Genomic DNA, 19,608 nt, shown 5'->3' with positions numbered 1-19,608 from the left:
CCGGAGCGGGAGCCTGCGCCTCTTCCGCCGCCTCGACGGGCCCGGCAGGCTCGGCGGCCGGCCTTTCGGCGGGCAGCGGGCCTTCCATCAGGCGGAAGTCGATCTTGTTGGTCGCCATGTCGACCCGCACGAGCTGCACCTTGACGCGGTCCGACAGGCGGAACTGCTTGCCAGTACGCTCTCCCAGCAGCGCGTGGCGGGTCTCGTCGTAATGGAAGTAGTCGCTGCCGAGGTCCGAAATGTGCAGCAGCCCCTCGATGAAGATGTCGTCGAGCGCGACGAACAAGCCGAAGGGCACGACCGACGAAACGCTGCCGGTGAAGGTCTCGCCGACGCGGTCCTGCATGAAATAGCACTTCAAGAAGGCGACGACGTCGCGCGTGGCCTCGTCGGCGCGGCGCTCGGTCATCGAGCAGTGCAGGCCGATCTGTTCCCAGTCTCCCGGGCGGTATTGCTCGCCGGCCAGCGCCGCCTTGATGCCGCGGTGGATCAGCAGATCTGGATAGCGCCGGATCGGCGAGGTGAAATGGGTATAGGCCTCGTAGGCCAGGCCGAAGTGGCCGACGTTGTCCGGGCTGTACATCGCCTGCTTCAGCGAGCGCAGCATCACGGTCTGCAGCAACTGGGCGTCCGGACGGTCCTTGATCTGTTCGAGCAGCATGGCGTAGTCGCGGGCGCGCGGCTCATCCCCGCCGCCGATGCCCAGGCCGAACTCCTTCAGGAACTCGCGCAGCTTGCCGAGCTTGTCCTCGGACGGCGAATCGTGGATGCGGTACAGCGCCGGATGCTCGCGCTTGGCGAGGAAGTCGGACGCGCACACGTTGGCCGCCAGCATGCATTCCTCGATCAGGCGGTGGGCGTCGTTGCGCACCTCGGGCACGATCTGCGCGATCTTGCCGTTGTCGTCGAAGATCATGCGCGTCTCGGTGGTCTCGAAGTCGATCGCGCCACGCTTGGCACGCGCCTTGAGCAGCACGCGGAAGAGCTTGTCGAGATTCTCGAGCTGCGGCAGCAGCCCGGCAAGCGCCTTGCGCGCGGCGCCTTCCCGCTCGTACAGGGCCGCCGCCACCTGGGTATAGGTCAGACGCGCGTGCGACCAGATCACCGCAGGGTAGAAACGGTAGGACTTGATCTCGCCGGTGGCCGAGAGATTGATGTCGGCCGCCATCGCCAGACGCTCGACCTGCGGATTCAGCGAGCACAGGCCGTTGGATAGCTTCTCCGGCAGCATCGGAATGACGCGGCGCGGGAAATAGACCGAGTTGCCGCGGTCGAAGGCGTCCTTGTCCAGCCCCTTGCCGGCGTCGACGTAGTGAGACACGTCGGCGATCGCCACGATCAGGCGGTAGCCCTTGCCCTGGCGTTCGCAGTACACCGCATCGTCGAAGTCCTTGGCGGTCTCGCCGTCGATGGTCACCAGCGGCAACTTGGTCAGGTCTTCACGGCCGGCCCAGTCCTTCTTGCGCACCGCGGCCGGCAGCTTGCGCGTCTCGGCCTTGGCCTCGGCCGAAAACTCGAACGGCAGGTCATGCTTGCGCAGCGCGATCTCGATCTCCATGCCGGGATCGGCATAGTTGCCCAGCACCTCGACGATGCGGCCGATGGGCTGCGCGAACTTGGTCGGCTGCTCGACCAGTTCGACGGTGACGATCTGGCCCGGCTCGGGTTTCTTGCGTCCGCCCGGCGCGATGAGGATGTCCTGCGCCAGCCGGCGGTTCTCGGGCACGACGATCATCACGCCATGCTCGCTGATGATCCGGCCGACGACACGGCTGTTGGCGCGTTCGAGCACTTCGACCAGCCGGCCTTCGGGGCGGCCGCGGCGATCCTGGCCGGCGATGCGGACCAGGATGCGGTCGCCGTGCAGCAGTTCGCGCATTTCCTTCGGCCCGAGGAAGATGTCGGGTTCGCCATCGTCGCGGCGCAGAAAACCGAAACCGTCGGGATGGCCTTCGACACGGCCCTTGATCAGCTCGGCCTTGTCGGGCAGCAGATAGGCGTCGCGACGATTGCGGACGACCTGCCCGTCGCGCTCCATCGCACGCAGGCGGCGGTCGAAGTGCTCGCGTTCAAAAGGCTGGATGTCGAGCGCCACGGCGAGTTCGTCGAACGGCATCGGCACGCCGCGCTCGGCAAGCACCTGCAGCACGTACTCGCGGCTGGGTAGCGGCTGCTCGTACTTCTGCGCCTCGCGCTCATGGAAGGGATCGGCCAGGCGGATGGCACTGACACGCGCCGCGGTCTTGCGCGCGGCGCGGCTGCGCCCGGCCGTCGGCGCGGCGCCCTGCCCGGCCGGACGGGGCCTGCCGGACGTCTGCGCTGCGGTATTGCGGGAGCGCTGCCCCGTATGGGCGGCCACGCGTGTTTGAGTGGTATTTTTTGTTTTACGAGTCATTGACAGTATTCTTCGAGTGCTTATAATGCGCGTCTTCTTGCCCAGATGGCGGAATTGGTAGACGCACTAGTTTCAGGTACTAGCGCCGCGAGGCGTGGAGGTTCGAGTCCTCTTCTGGGCACCAGTTTCACAGGAAAGCCGCTCTTCGGAGCGGCTTTTTTGTTTCTTGCGTTCTTGCGCAGTCCGCTTTTCCGCTGCGCCACGGCCCGGCCTGCTGGACGCGCGGCCAAGGCATGCGGGGACGCCATCACGGCAGACTACGCCCGCCCGTTCGGCCTGTCTGGCCGACGAAACGATGGAGCGGATGAGGGAAAAAGGAACGAGCTTTGCAAACACGAAAACGTTTGCTATTATGCGCCTCCCTGCCCAGATGGCGGAATTGGTAGACGCACTAGTTTCAGGTACTAGCGCTGCGAGGCGTGGAGGTTCGAGTCCTCTTCTGGGCACCAGTTTCAGGGAAAAGCCGGCTTCGAGCCGGCTTTTTTCGTTGACGCCGCCCGCGCCGCAACCGCAGCGGGCGCTTGCATGCACGGACAGTGCCGGTTTCCCCGGAAGGCCGCGCAGACCGACCAGCGGCCCGCGCAGCGCCTCCTGCCTCCGCTCAAGCACCAAACGGATGGCGACGCAGGATCGTCTCGTCGCGTTCGGGCCCGGTCGAGATGACGTCGATCGGAATCTCGCAGATCTCTTCGATGCGGTGCAGGTAGGCACGCGCTTCCTGCGGCAGCGCATCCCAGCTCTGCGCACCGAAGGTGGTGCCGCTCCAGCCCTTCATGGTCTCGTAGATGGGCTCGCAGCGCGTCACTTCCTCCGAGCCCATCGGCAGCAGGTCGATACGCTTGCCATCGAGCGTGTAGCCGGTGCACAGCTTCAGCTCTTCAAGGCCATCGAGCACGTCGAGCTTGGTGATGCACAGGCCGGTGACGCCGTTGATGATGATCGAGCGTTTCAGCGCGGCCAGATCCAGCCAACCGCAGCGGCGCTTGCGCCCGGTGACGGTGCCGAATTCGCGGCCCTTGGTTGACATCTGCTCGCCGGGCTGGCCCTGGGTGTCGATGTCGAGCTCGGTCGGGAAGGGGCCGCCGCCGACGCGGGTGCAGTAGGCTTTGGTGATGCCCAGCACGTAGTGCAGCCGGCTCGGGCCGACGCCGGAACCCGCTGCAGCCTGGCCGGCGACGCAGTTGCTCGACGTGACGAAGGGATAGGTGCCGTGGTCGATGTCGAGCAGCGTGCCTTGCGCGCCCTCGAACAGCAGCGAGCCGCCCGACTTGTTGATCGCGTACAGTTCGGCCGAAACGTCCGCCACCATCGGCAGCAGTTCGGCCGCATCGGCCATGGCTTCGTCGAACACTGCCTGGAAATCGACCGGCTCGGCACCCAGATGCTGGGTCAGCACGAAGTTGTGATATTCCAGATTGGCCTTGAGCTTGGCCGCGAAACGCTCGCGGTCGAACAGGTCGTAGACCCGCAGTGCGCGGCGGGCGACCTTGTCCTCGTAGGTGGGACCGATGCCCTTGCCGGTGGTGCCGATCTTGTCGCCGGCGGATTTCGCCGCCTCGCGCGCACGGTCGAGGGCGCTGTGGTAGCCGAGGATCAGCGGGCAGCCCGGACTGATGCGCAGGCGCTTGCGCACCTCGATGCCGCCCGCTTCCAGCGTGCGGATCTCCGACAGCAGGTGGTGCGCATCGAGCACCACGCCATTGCCAATGAAACAGGCGACGCCATCACGCACGATGCCCGAGGGCACGAGGTTCAGCTTGTATTCGTTCTGCCCGATGACCAGCGTGTGGCCGGCATTGTGGCCGCCCTGGAAGCGTACGACCCCCTTCGCGTGGTCGGTCAGCCAATCGACGATCTTGCCCTTGCCCTCGTCACCCCACTGGGTGCCGACGACGACGACGTTCTTTGCCATGTCTTACTCTCCCTGTAACGGTTCGATCGCCCAGCGACCGTCCCGCCTGACCAGTTGCCGGTCGCAACCGGCCTCGTTCCACGTTCCATCATGTCCGGGAAGCGCGATGACGACGATGTCACCGCGCGCGCGCAGCGCCGCCACTTCGGCCGCCAGCCCGGCGTCGTCCGACCAGGGCGCCAGCACGGCGCCCGCCTTTGCCATCGGCTCCGGCAGGTGCCACACCAGTTCGCGCAGGTCGAGGCTGAAACCCGTCGCCGGCCGCGCACGCCCGAAGGCCTCGCCGACACGGTCGTAGCGGCCGCCCAGCGCCAGCGCGGCGGGCGACTCCGCGCCATAGGCTGCGAACACGATGCCGCTGTGATAGTGATAGCCCCGCAGGTCGGACAGGTCGAAGCTGATCGGAAGATCGGCCAGCGCATCCGACAACTGGCGCAGTTCGCCGAGCAATTCGTCGATTTCGGCGTCCTGCGGCAGGCAGGCGGCGGCACGCTCGATCACTTCCGCACCGCCGTAGAGGCCGGGCAGCGCGAGCAATGCGGAACGCACCGGTTCCGCGACATTGGCCAGCACGGCCTGCAGCGCCGGCACATCCTTGGCCTGCAGCAGATCGAAGAGTTCTTCCTCGCGCCCCGGCACCAGGCCGGCGCGGGCCGCCAGCGCATGGAACAGGCCGACGTGGCTGATGTCGATGCGCGACGCCGGCACTTCGGCCAGGCGCAGCACTTCGGCCAGCAGGCGAAGAATCTCGACATCGGCCTCGATGCCGGCGTGGCCGTAGAGCTCGGCACCGAGCTGCAGCGGCTCGCGCGTGGCCGTCAGCGTCGACGGCAGGGCATGCAGCGCACTGCCGCAATAGCACAGGCGCGACACGCCCCGGCGGTTGAGCAGATGCGCGTCGATGCGCGTGACCTGCGGCGTCATGTCGGCGCGCACGCCCATCGTCCGGCCGGACAATTGGTCGACGAGCTGGAACGTGCGCAGCTTGAGATCCTGCCCCGCCCCGGTGGTCAGCGAGTCGAGATACTCAAGCAGCGGCGGCATCACCAGTTGGTAGCCACGGACATGGAAGGCATCGAGCAGCCGGCGACGCAGGGTCTCGAGCTGGTGGGCTTCGGACGGCAGGGCGTCCTGGATGTGGTCGGGCAATACCCAGCGCATGGGGGCTCAGCTCAGGACGAAAAGAAGCATCACACCCACCAGCATGGAAGTCAGGCCGATGAAACGGATCTGGCCGTCGGCCATGCTGGCAAGGCGTAAAAAAGTTTCGCGCCAGGCGGCTGGCGCGACGAAGGGAAGGATGCCTTCGATGATCAGCATCAGTGCGAAGGCGGTCAACAGCGAGGCACCCATGCAGGACTCAGTTCCTTGCGGAACCCCCGGCATCCTTCATGAAACGGAAGAACTCGGAACTCGGGTCCACCACCAGCACGTCGTCCTTGCCGGCGAAGCTGGCCCGATAGGCCTCGAGGCTGCGATAGAAGGCATAGAACTCGGGGTTCTTGCCGAAGGCGTCCGCATACACCGACGTCGCTTTCGCATCGCCCTCGCCCTTGACCTGCTGCGAGGTCCGATAGGCCTCGGCGACGATCACCTCGCGCTGGCGGTCGGCATCGGCACGGATCTTCTCGGCCTCCGCGGCGCCCTGCGAGCGCAATTCGTTGGCCACCCGCTTGCGTTCGGCTTCCATGCGGCGATAAACGGATTCGGACACCTCATTGGGCAGATCGACCCGCTTCAGGCGCACATCGACGATCTGCACGCCGATGCTGCGGGCGTCGCGGTCGGCGCGCTCACGCATCTGATCCATGATGCGGTCGCGCTCACCGGAGACCACGTCATGCACGGTGCGACGGCCGAACTCTTCGCGCAGGCCGGCGTTGACCGTCTGCGTCAAGCGCGTGCGCGCACGCGCCTCGTCGCCCGCCACCGATTCGTAGTAGAGCCGCGGATCGACGATCCGCCACTTGACGAAGTGATCCACGAGCACGTTCTTCTTCTCGGAGGTGATGAAGCGCTCCGGCTCGGGGGTATCCATGGTCAGGATGCGCTTGTCGAAGTAGCGCACGTTCTGGATCATCGGCAGCTTGAAGTTGAGGCCGGGCTCGGCGATGACCTCCTTGACCTCGCCCAGCTGGAAGACGATCGCATACTGGCGCTGATCGACGGTAAACAGCGACGCCGAAGCGATCACCACGGCGACCAGAAAAATGCCGCCGATCAGGGACAATTTGTCACGCATCAACGCTCTCCCCGCTCACGGCTGCGCATCAGGTCGCGATTACGCGGATCCGACGCCAGCGCGGGCGCATTCGAACCAAGGGCCGAAGCCGACTGGGACTCCGCCGACGCCGCGGAAGCGGCCTTGGACGAGGCCCCGGCCTGCTGCATCAGCTTGTCGAGCGGAAGCAGCAGCAAATTGCCGTTGCCCTTCGCATCGACCATGACCTTGGAGGTATTGGACATCACTTCCTGCATCGTTTCGAGGTACATGCGCTGGCGCGTCACCTCGGGCGCACGCCGGTATTCGGCAAACACCTGGTCGAAGCGGCTCGCTTCACCTTCGGCGTTGGCGACGACGCGTTCACGATAGGCATTCGCCTCCTCGATCAGGCGCGAAGCGGTACCGCGCGCGCGCGGAATGACGTCGTTGGCATAGGCCTCGCCTTCGTTCTTCTGCCGCTCGCGGTCCTGGCCTGCCTTGACGGCGTCGTCGAACGCGGCCTGCACCTGCTCGGGCGGCTGGGCGTTCTGCATCGTCACGCGGCTGATCTGGATACCCGTCTGGTAGCGATCGAGAATGCGCTGCATCAGCTCGTGCGCCGTCGAGGCGATCTCTTCGCGCCCCTCGTACAGCACGAAGTCCATGCGGCTCTTGCCGACGATCTCGCGCATCGCTGTTTCGGCGGCCTGCGCCACCGACTCGTCGGGGAAGCGGTTGTTGAAGATGTAGTTCTCCGGGCTGTTCAGCACGTACTGCACGGCGAACTGGATGTTGATGATGTTTTCGTCATCGGTCAGCATCAGCGACTCGCGCAGCACCTTGTTGCGCTCGGAACCGCGATAGCCGACTTCGACGGTGCGCACACCGGTCAGGTCGACGATCTCGTGAGACTCGAACGGATACGGCAGGCGCCAACGCAGGCCGGGCTCGGTCGTCTGGATGTACTCGCCCAGCCGCAGCACCACGCCGCGCTGGTTCGCATCCACGGTATAGAGGCCGCTGGCGGCCCAGACTACGACGACGAGCGCGGCGAGCGCGCTCAGGCCGCCGCCGAACTGCTTGAACGAAAAGTTCGGCAACTGCGGGCCATTGCCGCCGCCCCCGCCGCCACCCGCGCCGCGGTTCTGGCGCTTGCCGCCGAACATGCCGGACAGGCGTTGGTTGAAGTCGCGCCAGACCTCCTCGAGATCCGGAGGCCCCTGGTTGTTGCCGCGATTGCCTTCGCCGCGCGGACCGTCGTTGCGGTCGCGGTCGCGGTCGCGATCGTTGTCGCCGCTCTGGCCGCCCCAGCGGGGGTCGTTAAGTGACATGAGAATGCCCGTAATCACGATTGAATAGGAAACGCTTCCACCGTACCGGATTCCCGGTCGGCATCTTCATGAAAGGTCTGCTGAGCCACTTCGGCAAGCGCTTCGCGAAGCAGATCAAGACCTTCGCCCGTTCTGGCGCTCAAAAAAACGCGCCGAATGTTACCACAGTCGTCCCGCTCGACCGCCGCTTCGGCGCGCGTGAGGTCGATCTTGTTCCACACCATGGCCTGCGGCACGTCCGCCGCACCGATCTCGGCCAGGACCTCATTCACCGCACCGATCTGCGCATCGCGGTCCTCGCTTGCCGAATCGACGACATGCAGCAGCAGGTCAGCCTGCACCGTTTCCTCGAGCGTGGCGCGAAAGGCGGCGACGAGGGCGTGAGGCAGATCGCGGATGAAACCGACGGTGTCCGACAGCACCACACTCGCCCCGCCGACGTACAGCCTTCGCGCGGTGGTGTCGAGCGTGGCAAAAAGCTGGTCGGCCGCATAGGCCCCCGCCTTCGTCAGCGCATTGAACAAGGTCGACTTGCCGGCGTTGGTATAGCCGACCAGAGAGACCGACAGAACATCCCGGCGTTCCCTCGCACGGCGACGCACCTTGCGCTGCTTCTCGATCTGGGCCAGACGCGACTTCAGCATCTTGACCCGGTTGCCGAGCAGGCGGCGGTCGGTTTCGAGCTGCTTTTCGCCCGGGCCGCGCAGGCCGATGCCGCCCTTTTGCCGCTCGAGGTGGGTCCAGCCGCGCACGAGGCGGGTGGACAGGTGCTCGAGTTGGGCGAGCTCGACCTGCAGCTTGCCTTCGTGGCTGCGCGCACGCTGGGCGAAGATGTCGAGGATCAGCGCGGTACGGTCGATGACCATGCACTGCAATTCGCGCTCGAGGTTGCGCTGCTGGCCGGGCGACAGGGCATGATTGAAAATCACGATGTCGGCCTCGTGGACACGCAGCGCCTCTCCGATTTCCTGCACCTTGCCGCTGCCGGCGAACAGCTTGGGGTCGGGCGCCTGGCGCTTGCCCTGGACCGCCGCCTCGATGCTGGCGCCGGCACTCAGGACAAGCAAGCGAAGCTCGGACAGACGCTCTTCGATGAGCCCCTGGCCGAGATCCAGTTGCACGAGAACCGCACGCTCCCCCGATGCGGGACGCTCAAACATGGGCGCCTCCGCCGGCCGCGCCCGTCCGGTTGCGGACGATCGATACGGTACTCAGTTGCCTTCTTCCTGCTGCTGAATGACGACCGGACGTGCCGGCACGACGGTGGAAATCGCGTGCTTGTAGACCATTTGCGTGACGGTGTTCTTCAACAGCACGACGTACTGATCGAAGGACTCGACCTGCCCCTGCAGCTTGATGCCATTGACCAGGTAGATCGACACCGGGATGTGCTCGCGGCGCAGTGTGTTCAGGAACGGGTCTTGTAGAAGTTGCCCTTTGTTACTCATTTATGAACCTCTTTATTTTCTGTTTATAAGAATGTAATGGATTTGATGCTGCACTGCCACATCGCAGTATGCATCGAAACCCGGGTGTGGAGACGGGTTCTCGCCGACCACACGCTCAATCCCGCGTGGCATACGGATTGTGCGTGGTCCGAAACTGGATGCGCAAGGGCGTTCCCTGCAGCTTGAACGCATCCATGAAGCAGCGCTCGAGATAGCGCACATAGGAAGTGGGAATCGACTCCAGCGCGTTGCCATGGATCACGATCACCGGCGGGTTCATGCCGCCCTGGTGAGCGTAGCGCATCTTCGGCCTGGCCATGCCATGGCGCGGCGGCGCCTGGCGGGCGACGGCCTGCTGCAGCGTCCGCGTCAGGCGCGGCGTGGCGAGGTTGGCAGTCGCCGCGGCATAGGCAGCATCGACCGATTTCAGCAGGCCACCGATACCCTGCGACCTGAGCGCCGAAATCTGGTGGAAACGGGCAAAGCCGAGGAAGGCCAGCTTGCGCGCGATATCGGCCTTCAGGCGATCTCGCTGGTAATCGTCCACCGCATCCCACTTGTTGATCCCGACCACCAGCGCACGCCCCGCCTCGAGCGCAAAACCGGCGATGTGCGCATCCTGGTCGGAAATGTCCTGCGCCGCGTCGAGCACAAGGACGATCACGTTCGCCTCCTGGATCGCCTGCAGCGTCTTGATCACCGAGAATTTCTCGACTGCCTCGAATACCTTGCCACGCCGCCGCAGGCCCGCGGTGTCGATGAGGGTATAGCGCTTGCCGCCGCGCTCGAACGGTATCGCGATCGCGTCGCGCGTCGTGCCCGGCATGTCGAAGGCGATCACGCGCTCCTCGCCGAGCAGGGTATTGACCAGCGTCGACTTGCCGACGTTGGGGCGGCCGACGATCGCGACCTTGGGGCCTTCGTCCTCCGCGGCCTCCCCTTCGTCTGCGGGAAACGGCTCCAGCGCGATCTCGACGAGTTGCTTGATGCCGTCGCCGTGGGCCGCCGACACCGGCAGCGGATCACCCAGACCCAGCGCATGGAAATCGGCCGCGACGATGGCGCGATCCAGGCCCTCGGCCTTGTTGACGACCAGATGAACCGGACGGCCGGCACGGCGCAGGCGCGCGGCGATCTGTTCGTCGTGCGGCGTGCGCCCGGCACGGCCGTCGACGAGGAACAGCAGCACGTCGGCCTCGGCGATGGCCTGCTCGGCCTGCCGCGCCATCTCGTGCACGATACCCTCTTTGGCGACCGGATCGAAACCGGCGGTATCGACGACCAGATAGTCACGCTCGCCCACCCGGCCGATGCCGTAGTGGCGGTCGCGCGTCAGGCCGGGCTGGTCAGCCACGAGGGCGTCACGCGTACGCGTGAGGCGATTGAACAGGGTCGACTTGCCGACATTGGGCCGGCCGACCAGGACGATGGTAGGTTTCACTTCGGCTCGCCCGCCTCAACGCAATTCATAGGCGGTGATCTCGCCGTCGCGCCCCTGCACGACGAAGCCGCGTCCATAGGCGCGCGGCGCCGCCGACAGCGGGCCTTCCCCGGCGCGGCTGCGCGCGGCAAAGGCGCCCGAATCGCGGCTCAGCGCATGCACATAGCCCTCGACGTCGCCGACGACGACATGGTCGCCGACGATCAGCGGACGCGATACTGTGCGCCGGGCCAGGCCGTCCTGCTTCCATACGCTTGCGCCGCTATAGACATCGAACGCATGAACGGCGTCGCGGTCGTCGGTGACGACGGCGAAGCGCGCGTCGCGGTCCATGCCGACACTGCTGGAGAAATCACGTGCCCACAAGGCATTGCCGTTGCTCGTGTCGAAGCAGGCCACGCGCCCCTGGTAAGTCACGGCGCACACTTCGCGGCGGCCGGCGACCGGCGTGCCAGCCACGTCGGCAACGCGTTCGAGTTCGGTCGAGCCGCGCGGGTTCGCCACCGACAATTCGGTGATCGCACCGCCGTTGACGGCATTGATGACGACCAGCTTGCCGCCCGGGAAGCCCGCGAGCACGACGTTGCCTTCGAGCAGGACACCCGAGAAGTTGCGCAGCGCCAGCGGCGGATTCGCGCGCTGGTAGATCCAGCGCCGGCTGCCGTCGCGCGCGCTGAGCGCGATCAGACGATTGTCCGAAGCGCGCAGCACGACCAGTTCGCCATCGATCGCGGGCTGCGCCAGCACCTCGGCACCGATGTCCGAGCGCCAGCGCTCGCTGCCGTTGTCGGCATCGTAGGCAATGGCGACGCCGCCCGCGGTGACCACGACGGCCAGGCTGCGGTTGGCTCCGACACCCGCGGACAGGCGGGTGTCTGCATCCACGCGCCACACCGCCCGCCCGCCCTCGAAACGCGCGACATCGCCTTCCTCGCCCGCCGCATAGACGCTGTCGCCGACGACCGCGGGTTCGAAAAGATAAGGGCCGGATCCACCGATGTCGGCACGCCATAGCGCAACCAGTTCGGCATTCGGTTTGAAATCGGCCAGCGGAGCCGGTTTCGGCTTGTCGCTGGCGAAGGGATTGAGGGACGAGCAGCCCGCGGCCAGCAGGATTGCGGCAACGAACGGAACGACACGCAGGGAAGCGAGCTTCATCGGTCAGCCTTCCAGGGATTCGAGTTTCACACGCACCACTTCGCGCAGGGTCGTGGCCTGTTCGCCGGCGCCGGCCAGCGCATCGACCGCGGCCTGATAGGCGCTGCGCGCCTCGGCCACCTTGCCCTGGGCGGCGAACACGTCGCCGCGCAGGTCGGCGAAACGCGCGGCATAGGTCTCCGACGGCGCCGCCTGCAGCCGCGCCAGCGCGGCATCGAGCTCGCCCTTCTGCAGCAGCACGGTGGCGAGGCGCAGACGCGCAAGATCGCGTAATGCTGGGTCCTTGCCCTTGTCCGCCGCCCATTCGAGCTGCGCCTGCGCATTGTCGAACTCACCGGCCTTGAACTGGGTGCCGGCCGACAACAGCGCCGCGAGCTGCGCATAGGTCGTGCCCGGGTAGTCGCCGATCAGGCGCCCGGCGGCATCACGCACCTGCTGGGCCTCTTGCTTCTCCGCGGCCTGCTGCACGACGAAATACAAGGCGCCGGCTTCGGCGGCATTGCGGCCCTGGTACCACTGCCAGCCCTGCCAGCCGACCGAGGCGACTGCCGCGATCGCGGCAATCGTCGTCACCAGGTTGCCATACTGTGCCCACCAGGCCTTCAGTTCGGAAATCTGCTCCTGCTCTTCGAGGTCGTACACCGCCATCATTCAATCCCTTCTTCTTCGTCGTTGCCGTAAAGCAGTCCGGCCATCGCCTCGGGCAGCGCATCGAGCGCCACGCGCTGCTGGGCGCCCGGGCCGCGCAGGGGCTTGAGGCCCACTTCACCCGCACCCGCTTCATCCTCGCCGATCACGATCGCCACCGGCGCACCGCTGGCATCGGCCTTTTTCATCTGCGACTTGAAGCTGCCGCCACCGCAATGCAGGATTGCGGCAAAACCATGTTCGCGCAAGGCTTCGGCCGCGCGGAACGCCAGCCGGGCAGCCGCGTCGCCCATATGCACCACGTAGGCGTCGGCCACCGGCCGCTCGGCCTCTCCACCGCTGGCCTGCCACAGCAGCAGCAGGCGCTCGATGCCGATGGCGAACCCGGCCGCCGGCTGCGGCTTGCCGCCGAGCTGCTCGACTAGGCCGTCGTAACGCCCGCCGGCGCAGATCGTACCCTGCGCGCCCAGGCGCGTCGTCACCCACTCGAACACCGTGCGGTTGTAGTAGTCGAGGCCGCGCACCAGGCGGTGGTTGATGCGGAACGGAATGCCCGCATCCTTGAGGAAGATCTGGACGGCCTCGAAGTGCGCCTTCGACTCGTCGCCGAGATAGTCCGCGAGCCGCGGCGCCGCCTCGACGATCTGCTGCAGATCCGGATTCTTCGTGTCGAGGATGCGCAGCGGATTCGTGTACAGGCGCCGCTTGCCATCGTCGTCGAGCCTGTCCTGGTACTGCTCCAGATAGGCGATCAGCGCCGCGCGGTGCCGTGCCCGCTCTTCGGGCGCGCCGAGCGAGTTGATTTCCAGGGCGACGTCGTCGAGCCCGAGGTCTTCCCACAGGCGGGCGCACATCAGGATCAGTTCGGCGTCCGCATCCGGACCGGCAAAGCCGAGGGCTTCGACGCCGATCTGGTGGAATTGGCGGTAGCGCCCCTTCTGCGGGCGCTCGTGGCGGAACATCGGGCCATAGTAGTACAGCCGCTGCGGGCCGCCGGACGCGACGAGATTGTGCTGGATCGCCGCGCGCACGCAGGACGCGGTGCCTTCGGGGCGCAGGGTCAGGTGCTCGCCGTTGAGCGCATCCTCGAAGGAATACATCTCCTTCTCGACGATGTCGGTCACTTCACCGATGGCGCGCTTGAACAAGGGCGTCGGCTCGACGATGGGCATGCGGATCGGGCGATAGCCATAGCTCTGCAGCCAGTCGCACACGATGTCTTCGAAGTATTCCCAGGTTTCGGCGTCGTCGGGCAGGATGTCGTTCATCCCGCGCACGGCCTGCAAGGTCTGGCTCATGGGTGTCTGTTCTTGTCGTTGTCGCCTGGAGGCGCTGTTGTTTCCGTCGGGCACGGCGCCTCAAACGCCCTTCTTCACGTACTTGGTGGCCACGTAGTTATCCACGATGGCCTTGAATTCGGCGGCGATGTTGTCGCCACGCAGGGTGACGACCTTCTCGCCATCGATATAGACCGGCGCGGCCGGCGACTCGCCGGTACCGGGCAGCGAGATGCCGATGTTGGCATGCTTGGACTCACCCGGCCCGTTGACCACGCAGCCCATCACCGCCAGCGTCATGTTCTCGACGCCGTCGTACTGGTCCCGCCACACCGGCATCTGCGCCCGCACATAGTCCTGGATGCCGGACGCCAGTTCCTGGAAAAAGGTGCTGGTGGTCCGGCCGCAGCCCGGGCAGGCCGTGACCATGGGGGTGAAGGCGCGCAGCCCCATCGTCTGCAGGATCTCCTGCCCGACCACGACTTCCTGCGTGCGGCTGCCGCCGGGCTCGGGGGTCAGCGAAATGCGGATGGTATCGCCGATGCCTTCTTGCAGCAGGATCGACAGTGCCGCGGTGGACGCGACGATTCCCTTGCTGCCCATGCCCGCCTCGGTCAGGCCGAGGTGCAGTGCGTATTCGCTGCGGCGCGCCAGGTCGCGATACACGCCGATCAGGTCCTGCACGCTCGACACCTTGGCCGACAGGATGATGCGGTCGCTCGCCAAGCCGTACTCCTCGGCCTTGGCTGCCGACTCGAGCGCCGACACCACCAGCGCCTCGCGCATCACCGCGCCGGCATCCCGCGGCTCGGTCCGCGAGGCGTTCTCGTCCATGATGCGCGCCAGCACCGACTGGTCGAGGCTGCCCCAGTTGACACCGATGCGCACCGGCTTGCCGTAGCGGCAGGCCAGTTCGACGATGGCGGCGAACTGCGGGTCGCGCTTGGCGCCGGCGCCGACGTTGCCGGGATTGATGCGGAACTTGGCGAGCGCCTCGGCGCAGGCGGGGAAGTCGGTCAGCAGCTTGTGGCCGTTATAGTGGAAGTCGCCGACCAGCGGGACATCCATGTTCAGGGCCAGCAGGCGGTCGCGGATATGCGGCACGGCCTTCGCCGCGGCCTCGTTGTTCACCGTGATCCGGACCAGCTCCGAGCCCGCGCGCGCCAGTTCGGCGACCTGCATCGCGGTGCCGAGCACGTCTGCCGTGTCGGTGTTGGTCATGGACTGGACGACGACCGGCGCACCGCCGCCGACGCGCACACGGCCGATCGCCACCTCGCGCGTCAGGTGCCTGGCCAGCGGCCTGGCAGCGGCCGGGGCGTCATCGCGGGGAAGGGGCTTTCGGTCTTGGACCACTTGGATCATCTTGATCGACATCGTTACTTGACGGTGAGACGCGCCACCGTGACCTTGGTGTGGGCGGCCAGATCGACCGGCCTGCCATCGAATTCGAGGCTCACGCCCGCCGCGTTGCCGATGACGAGCGCAAACGGCGGCTTGCCTTGGACGTTGCGCGTGGAACCGGCACGATTGGTGCCGGAGTAGATGATCGCTCCGCCGGCATCGCGTACCTCGACCCAGGATTCGCCCGCGAAGCGGAAGGCGAGCACCCCGCCTCCCGCGGGTGCGGCCGGCACCTCGGCAAGCGCTTCGGCGGCAGGCGCCGGTGGCTCCTCCGCAGCAGGCGGCGCCGCATCCGTGCCGGCGACCACCGACGGCACGGCGGGCTCCGCCGAGGGCTCGCCGGGCACGGCGTTCGCGGCCTCCGGCACGGCGGCGGGCGGCGGCGCCTCGATCTCTTGCACCACGCCGACGGGCGGCACCGGCTCGACGGGGACGCTTCCCATCACCGGCGCCTCCAGTTCAGTTTCGGCAGCGGGCGGCTCGGTGCGGAACCAGTCGAAGTACCAGCCGGCCAGCAACATCAGTGCAAGGGCCAGCACGAGCCAGCCGATCGGGGCGGCGCGCACATGCGGGCCGCTGCCCGACGGCAGCTCTCCGTCGGCGTTCCGGATCGGTGACAGGTCGACGGCGCCCTCGCCGGCCAGGCGCTGCACGTCGTCGAGCAAAGGCGCCGGGTCGAGCCCAAGATAGCGCGCGTAGTTGCGCAGGAAGCCGCGCACGAAGGCCATGCCCGGCAGGGCAGCGAAATCGTTCGCCTCCAGCGCCGCGATCTGGCGCGGACTCAACTTGAGCGCGAACGCGACCTCGCCCACCGACTCGCCACGCTGCTCACGGGCCTGGCGCAAGCACGCGCCGGGCGATGGCACCACGGACTCGGAAGCCGACACGGCAGATGCCTGGGACTGGATGCTGCTCACTCGTACTTCCCTTGCGTCATCTTCTGGTATTCCTCGGACGTTCCGAAGCGGCTGCCCAGTTGCGAGGCATAGCTGGCCTCGGCATCGCGGTTGCCCAGCCTGCGCTCCGTGCGCAGGCCGAGCCAGGCCGAGGCGGCCGTCGGGTTGCTTTGCTGGTGCAGCCGGATCAGCAGGCTGCGCGCCTGATCGTAGCGTCCGCCACGATAGGCGATATCGGCCAATTGGTACAACGCCTGGGCATTCGACGGGTCGACCTGCAGGGCGGCGAGAAACTGCGTTTCGGCCGCGGCATCGTCCTTGAGCCGCAAATGACACAGGCCGGCATTGGTGTAGGGCCGCGTCGCATGCCGGTAATAGGGATTGCGCGCCGACTGGGCCAGGTATTCGAGGCCACGCAGCTCCTCTCCCCGAGAACACAGAAACCAGCCATAGCTGTTGCTGAACTCCGGATCTCCCGGCGCATGGCGCAGGGCCAGTTCGAAATTCTGCCGGGCCGGGCCATGCTCCTCGATCAGCATGTAGGCCAGCCCGAACAGATGGTAGGCGGGCGCGTAGCCGGGACTGTCGTTGAGCGCGATGCGCGCCTCATCCAGCGCCACGTCGTAGCGTCCGACCTCGAAATAGGCCATGCCGAGATCGACGTGCACTCTCGCCCGGGTCTCGGCGGGCGTGGACGGCGGTACGTCCGACAGCGGACGGCTCACCGCGGACGCGCCGGCACTTGGCGCCCCCGGCACCGTGGCACAGCCGGCACCGACCAAGGCGGCGAGCAGCATGCCGGCGAGCACGACGCTTTGCTTCATGAACGTTCCTCCGTTGCCTGCTTCAGGCGCACCGTGCGCCGGGTCTTGTCCTGGACCTGGCCCGCAAGCTGGCCACAGGCTGCATCGACATCGTCGCCACGCGTCCTGCGCGTGGTGGTGACGATGCCGGCATCAATCAGGATACCGGCAAAACGGCGGATGCGTTCCGCCGGCGAACGCAGGTAGCCTGAATTCGGGAAGGGGTTGAACGGAATGAGGTTGAACTTGCACGGCGTATCGCGCACCAGCGCGACAAGCTCGCGCGCATGGGCTTCGCTGTCGTTGACGCCGTCCAGCATCACGTATTCGAAAGTGACGAAATCTCGTGGCGCACGCTCGAGATAGCGCTGACAGGCCGCCATCAGTTCACGCAGCGGATATTTCTGATTGATCGGCACCAGTTCATCGCGCAACGCGTCGTTGGAAGCATGCAGCGACACCGCCAGCGCCACCGGGCACTCGTCGCGCAAGCGGTCCATGGCCGGCACAATGCCGGAAGTCGACACCGTGACGCGGCGGCGCGACAGGCCATAGGCGTGGTCGTCGAGCATCAGGCGCAACGCGGTGACGACGTTGTCGAAGTTGGCCAGCGGCTCGCCCATGCCCATCATCACCACGTTGCTGATGATGCGGCCATTGTCCTTTTCTCCGGCTTCGAGGTCGCCGGCCCGTTCGTCCGGGCCGCCCCGTGCTGCACCGAGCAGCTTGTTGGCGAGCCACAACTGGCCGATGATCTCGGCCGCGGACAGGTTGCGGTTGAAGCCCTGCTTGCCGGTGGAGCAGAAAGCGCAGTCGAGCGCGCAACCGGCTTGCGAGGACACGCACAGCGTACCGCGGTGGGTTTCAGGGATGAACACGGTCTCGACCGCATTCGCATTGCCCACGTCGAGCAGCCACTTGCGCGTACCGTCGGCCGAGATCGAGTCGCGCACCGGCACCGGCGGGCGGATCACGGCCAGCTCCTTGAGCTTGGCACGCAAGGATTTGGCGACGTCGGTCATCGCGTCGAAGTCGTCGCAGCCCTCGTGATGCATCCAGCGCATCACCTGGCGGGCGCGGAACGGCTTCTCGCCCAGCCCGGCGAACCAGGCGACGAGACCGTCGACATCGAAATCGAGCAGATTGACCTGCTTGGAAGTGCTCATGCCTGAAACTTCAGTCCTGAAAGGCGGAAACCCGTAATGCAAACGGCCCGACCACGCCGCGTGCGGCGCCAGGGCGCCGCGAAGCGTGCGCGACGGGCCGTGGGAACGGACCGCTCAGCGCGAGTAAACGTTCATTCCCGGGAAGAAGAACGCCACTTCGACGGCGGCGGTCTCGGGCGCATCGGAGCCATGCACGGCGTTGGCGTCGATCGACTCGGCGAAATCGGCGCGGATGGTGCCCTGATCGGCCTTCTTCGGGTCGGTGGCGCCCATCAGCTCGCGGTTCTTGGCAATCGCATTCTCGCCTTCGAGACACTGGATCATCACCGGGCCGGACGTCATGAAGGACACCAAGTCCTTGAAGAAGGGGCGCTCCTTGTGCACGGCGTAGAATTGGCCGGCTTCCTGTTCGGACAGGTGCACCATCTTGGCGGCGATGATCTTCAGGCCGGCGCCTTCGAAACGGGCGTAGATCTGGCCGATCACGTTCTTGGCGACGGCGTCGGGCTTGATGATGGAGAGGGTGCGTTCGATTGCCATGAAAAACTCCAGACAGGGTTTGAAAAAAGCACGGAATTTTAGCAGGTTTCCGCCCCACCCCACGGACACGGCACTCGATCGCCTCGAAGGCCGGCGCACCCTCCTGCCGGCTAGGCCCGCGCCCTCGCTGCCTCGCCGCGGTGGCGCAGCCAGCCGATGAACAGCGGCATCAGCGACAACGCGATGATGCCGAGGATGACCAGCGTCAGGTTGTCCTTGATCACCGGCAGGTTGCCGAACCAGTAGCCGGCCATCACCAGCGGCCCGACCCACAGTGCGGCGCCAAGCACATTGAAGGCGACGAAGCGGCGATAGTCCATCGGCGCCATGCCCGCGACGAAGGGCGCAAAGGTCCGGACCAGCGGCATGAAGCGCGCGATGATGATCGTCTTGCCGCCATGGCGCTCATAGAAGGCATGGGTCTGCTGGAGGGCGCGGCGGTTGAAGAAGCGGCTGTCCGGCCACTGCGAGATGCGCCCGCCGAAATGCCGGCCGATGGCGTAATTCACCGAATCGCCCAGCACCGCGGCCACGAACAGCACGAGGATCAGCAGCGCGGGGTCCATGCCGCCGCCGACGGCAAGCGCCCCGGCGACGAACAGCAGCGAATCACCGGGCAGGAAGGGGGTGACGACGAGGCCGGTTTCACAGAACACGATCAGGAACAGGATGACGTAGATCCAGTTGCCATATTCCGCGAGCAGGGCAGCAAGGTGGCGATCGACGTGCAGCACGAGATCGACCAGCAGGGCAAGATATTCCATGGAGCTTCCGGACGGAGATGTCGCGCGATTCTACCCGAGGCTCGGCGGCCCACGTATTACGAAGCATGCTGAAACATTCCGCATGCCCGGCGCACGAAAGGAAGAAGCCCCGTCTCGGGCGGGGCTTCTTCCGTGTTCACACTCGACGCCGGTCGTTCACATCATTCCGAGCGCGGTGGGCAGCCAGGTGGAGATGATGGGCACGTAGGTGACCAGCATCAG

General features: G+C 66.3%; 18 protein-coding genes and 2 tRNA genes. 2 read left to right on the top strand and 18 right to left on the bottom strand.

Annotated features, from left to right (window positions below; all coding sequences use genetic code 11):
• Positions 1-2,116: ribonuclease R (gene rnr / locus C666_RS14960; RefSeq protein WP_370701732.1), on the bottom strand; the 2,116-nt coding region annotated here is incomplete at its 3' end.
• Between the two features lie 318 nt (positions 2,117-2,434).
• Between rnr and C666_RS14955 the strand changes: the two genes are divergently transcribed.
• Both C666_RS14955 and C666_RS14950 read left to right on the top strand, forming a co-directional pair.
• Positions 2,435-2,519 (top strand) — tRNA-Leu (locus C666_RS14955).
• Between the two features lie 240 nt (positions 2,520-2,759).
• A tRNA-Leu gene (locus tag C666_RS14950) sits at positions 2,760-2,844 on the top strand.
• A gap of 152 nt (positions 2,845-2,996) precedes the next feature.
• Here the strand turns inward: C666_RS14950 and C666_RS14945 are convergent.
• From C666_RS14945 to C666_RS14865, 17 genes are all read right to left on the bottom strand, one after another.
• A complete protein-coding gene (locus tag C666_RS14945) occupies positions 2,997-4,307 on the bottom strand; it encodes an adenylosuccinate synthase (protein WP_004342192.1) in 1,311 nt (436 codons plus the stop codon).
• Positions 4,308-4,310: 3 nt separating this feature from the next.
• Entirely contained in the window at positions 4,311-5,468 is a 1,158-nt protein-coding gene (locus tag C666_RS14940) for an ATP phosphoribosyltransferase regulatory subunit (protein WP_004342191.1), read from the bottom strand.
• A 6-nt stretch (positions 5,469-5,474) separates the two neighbouring features.
• Positions 5,475-5,660, bottom strand: a complete 186-nt coding sequence (locus tag C666_RS14935) for a DUF2065 domain-containing protein (protein WP_004342189.1) — start codon at positions 5,658-5,660, stop codon at positions 5,475-5,477.
• Positions 5,661-5,667: 7 nt separating this feature from the next.
• On the bottom strand, positions 5,668-6,549 hold the full coding sequence (gene hflC, locus C666_RS14930) for a protease modulator HflC (protein WP_004342188.1): 882 nt from the start codon (positions 6,547-6,549) through the stop codon (positions 5,668-5,670).
• The gene (gene hflK / locus C666_RS14925; protein ID WP_028792168.1) at positions 6,549-7,841 is read right to left on the bottom strand and encodes an FtsH protease activity modulator HflK; all 1,293 of its coding nucleotides are present in this window, start codon (positions 7,839-7,841) and stop codon (positions 6,549-6,551) included. Before hflK ends, hflC begins: the two co-directional genes overlap by 1 nt.
• Before the next feature lie 14 nt (positions 7,842-7,855).
• Positions 7,856-9,001 (bottom strand): ribosome rescue GTPase HflX, encoded by a 1,146-nt coding sequence (gene hflX / locus C666_RS14920; protein WP_004342185.1) that lies wholly within the window; start codon positions 8,999-9,001, stop codon positions 7,856-7,858.
• Between the two features lie 51 nt (positions 9,002-9,052).
• A complete protein-coding gene (hfq, locus tag C666_RS14915; protein ID WP_004342183.1) occupies positions 9,053-9,289 on the bottom strand; it encodes an RNA chaperone Hfq in 237 nt (78 codons plus the stop codon).
• Positions 9,290-9,404: 115 nt separating this feature from the next.
• Positions 9,405-10,730, bottom strand: a complete 1,326-nt coding sequence (gene der / locus C666_RS14910) for a ribosome biogenesis GTPase Der (RefSeq protein WP_004342181.1) — start codon at positions 10,728-10,730, stop codon at positions 9,405-9,407.
• Between the two features lie 15 nt (positions 10,731-10,745).
• Positions 10,746-11,888 carry an outer membrane protein assembly factor BamB gene (gene bamB / locus C666_RS14905; protein ID WP_004342179.1) on the bottom strand — a complete coding sequence of 381 codons (1,143 nt, stop codon included), beginning with the start codon at positions 11,886-11,888 and terminating at the stop codon, positions 10,746-10,748.
• 3 nt (positions 11,889-11,891) lie between these two features.
• Positions 11,892-12,539, bottom strand: a complete 648-nt coding sequence (locus C666_RS14900; protein ID WP_004342176.1) for a YfgM family protein — start codon at positions 12,537-12,539, stop codon at positions 11,892-11,894.
• Positions 12,536-13,834, bottom strand: a complete 1,299-nt coding sequence (hisS, locus tag C666_RS14895) for a histidine--tRNA ligase (protein WP_004342174.1) — start codon at positions 13,832-13,834, stop codon at positions 12,536-12,538. Before hisS ends, C666_RS14900 begins: the two co-directional genes overlap by 4 nt.
• Before the next feature lie 60 nt (positions 13,835-13,894).
• Entirely contained in the window at positions 13,895-15,178 is a 1,284-nt protein-coding gene (gene ispG, locus C666_RS14890) for a flavodoxin-dependent (E)-4-hydroxy-3-methylbut-2-enyl-diphosphate synthase (protein ID WP_028792170.1), read from the bottom strand.
• Positions 15,179-15,192: 14 nt separating this feature from the next.
• A complete protein-coding gene (locus C666_RS14885; protein ID WP_004342171.1) occupies positions 15,193-16,134 on the bottom strand; it encodes a helix-turn-helix domain-containing protein in 942 nt (313 codons plus the stop codon).
• Positions 16,131-16,937, bottom strand: a complete 807-nt coding sequence (pilW, locus tag C666_RS14880; RefSeq protein WP_004342169.1) for a type IV pilus biogenesis/stability protein PilW — start codon at positions 16,935-16,937, stop codon at positions 16,131-16,133. Before pilW ends, C666_RS14885 begins: the two co-directional genes overlap by 4 nt.
• On the bottom strand, positions 16,934-18,082 hold the full coding sequence (gene rlmN, locus C666_RS14875) for a dual-specificity RNA methyltransferase RlmN (RefSeq protein WP_004342167.1): 1,149 nt from the start codon (positions 18,080-18,082) through the stop codon (positions 16,934-16,936). The genes pilW and rlmN overlap by 4 nt, the downstream gene beginning before the upstream one ends.
• Positions 18,083-18,196: 114 nt before the next feature.
• The gene (ndk, locus tag C666_RS14870; RefSeq protein ID WP_004342165.1) at positions 18,197-18,622 is read right to left on the bottom strand and encodes a nucleoside-diphosphate kinase; all 426 of its coding nucleotides are present in this window, start codon (positions 18,620-18,622) and stop codon (positions 18,197-18,199) included.
• 110 nt (positions 18,623-18,732) lie between these two features.
• Entirely contained in the window at positions 18,733-19,386 is a 654-nt protein-coding gene (locus tag C666_RS14865) for a DedA family protein (protein ID WP_004342162.1), read from the bottom strand.
• Between the last annotated feature and the right edge of the window lie 222 nt (positions 19,387-19,608).

Origin of the sequence: Thauera linaloolentis 47Lol = DSM 12138 (assembly GCF_000310205.1) — a bacterium.
GTDB classification, from domain to species: domain Bacteria; phylum Pseudomonadota; class Gammaproteobacteria; order Burkholderiales; family Rhodocyclaceae; genus Thauera; species Thauera linaloolentis.
This window is presented reverse-complemented; position numbering and strand designations above follow the sequence as displayed.

Bases quoted from the DNA above. Each gene is read 5' to 3' on its own strand.
- hflX (WP_004342185.1), bottom strand. From the start codon at position 9,001: ATGTTTGAGCGTCCCGCATCGGGGGAGCGTGCGGTTCTCGTGCAACTG.
- hflC (WP_004342188.1), bottom strand. From the start codon at position 6,549: ATGCGTGACAAATTGTCCCTGATCGGCGGCATTTTTCTGGTCGCCGTG.
- ispG (WP_028792170.1), bottom strand. From the start codon at position 15,178: ATGATCCAAGTGGTCCAAGACCGAAAGCCCCTTCCCCGCGATGACGCC.
- C666_RS14865 (WP_004342162.1), bottom strand. From the start codon at position 19,386: ATGGAATATCTTGCCCTGCTGGTCGATCTCGTGCTGCACGTCGATCGC.
- bamB (WP_004342179.1), bottom strand. From the start codon at position 11,888: ATGAAGCTCGCTTCCCTGCGTGTCGTTCCGTTCGTTGCCGCAATCCTG.
- pilW (WP_004342169.1), bottom strand. From the start codon at position 16,937: ATGAAGCAAAGCGTCGTGCTCGCCGGCATGCTGCTCGCCGCCTTGGTC.
- C666_RS14935 (WP_004342189.1), bottom strand. From the start codon at position 5,660: ATGGGTGCCTCGCTGTTGACCGCCTTCGCACTGATGCTGATCATCGAA.
- C666_RS14945 (WP_004342192.1), bottom strand. From the start codon at position 4,307: ATGGCAAAGAACGTCGTCGTCGTCGGCACCCAGTGGGGTGACGAGGGC.
- C666_RS14900 (WP_004342176.1), bottom strand. From the start codon at position 12,539: ATGATGGCGGTGTACGACCTCGAAGAGCAGGAGCAGATTTCCGAACTG.
- C666_RS14940 (WP_004342191.1), bottom strand. From the start codon at position 5,468: ATGCGCTGGGTATTGCCCGACCACATCCAGGACGCCCTGCCGTCCGAA.
- hisS (WP_004342174.1), bottom strand. From the start codon at position 13,834: ATGAGCCAGACCTTGCAGGCCGTGCGCGGGATGAACGACATCCTGCCC.
- rlmN (WP_004342167.1), bottom strand. From the start codon at position 18,082: ATGAGCACTTCCAAGCAGGTCAATCTGCTCGATTTCGATGTCGACGGT.
- hflK (WP_028792168.1), bottom strand. From the start codon at position 7,841: ATGTCACTTAACGACCCCCGCTGGGGCGGCCAGAGCGGCGACAACGAT.
- hfq (WP_004342183.1), bottom strand. From the start codon at position 9,289: ATGAGTAACAAAGGGCAACTTCTACAAGACCCGTTCCTGAACACACTG.
- ndk (WP_004342165.1), bottom strand. From the start codon at position 18,622: ATGGCAATCGAACGCACCCTCTCCATCATCAAGCCCGACGCCGTCGCC.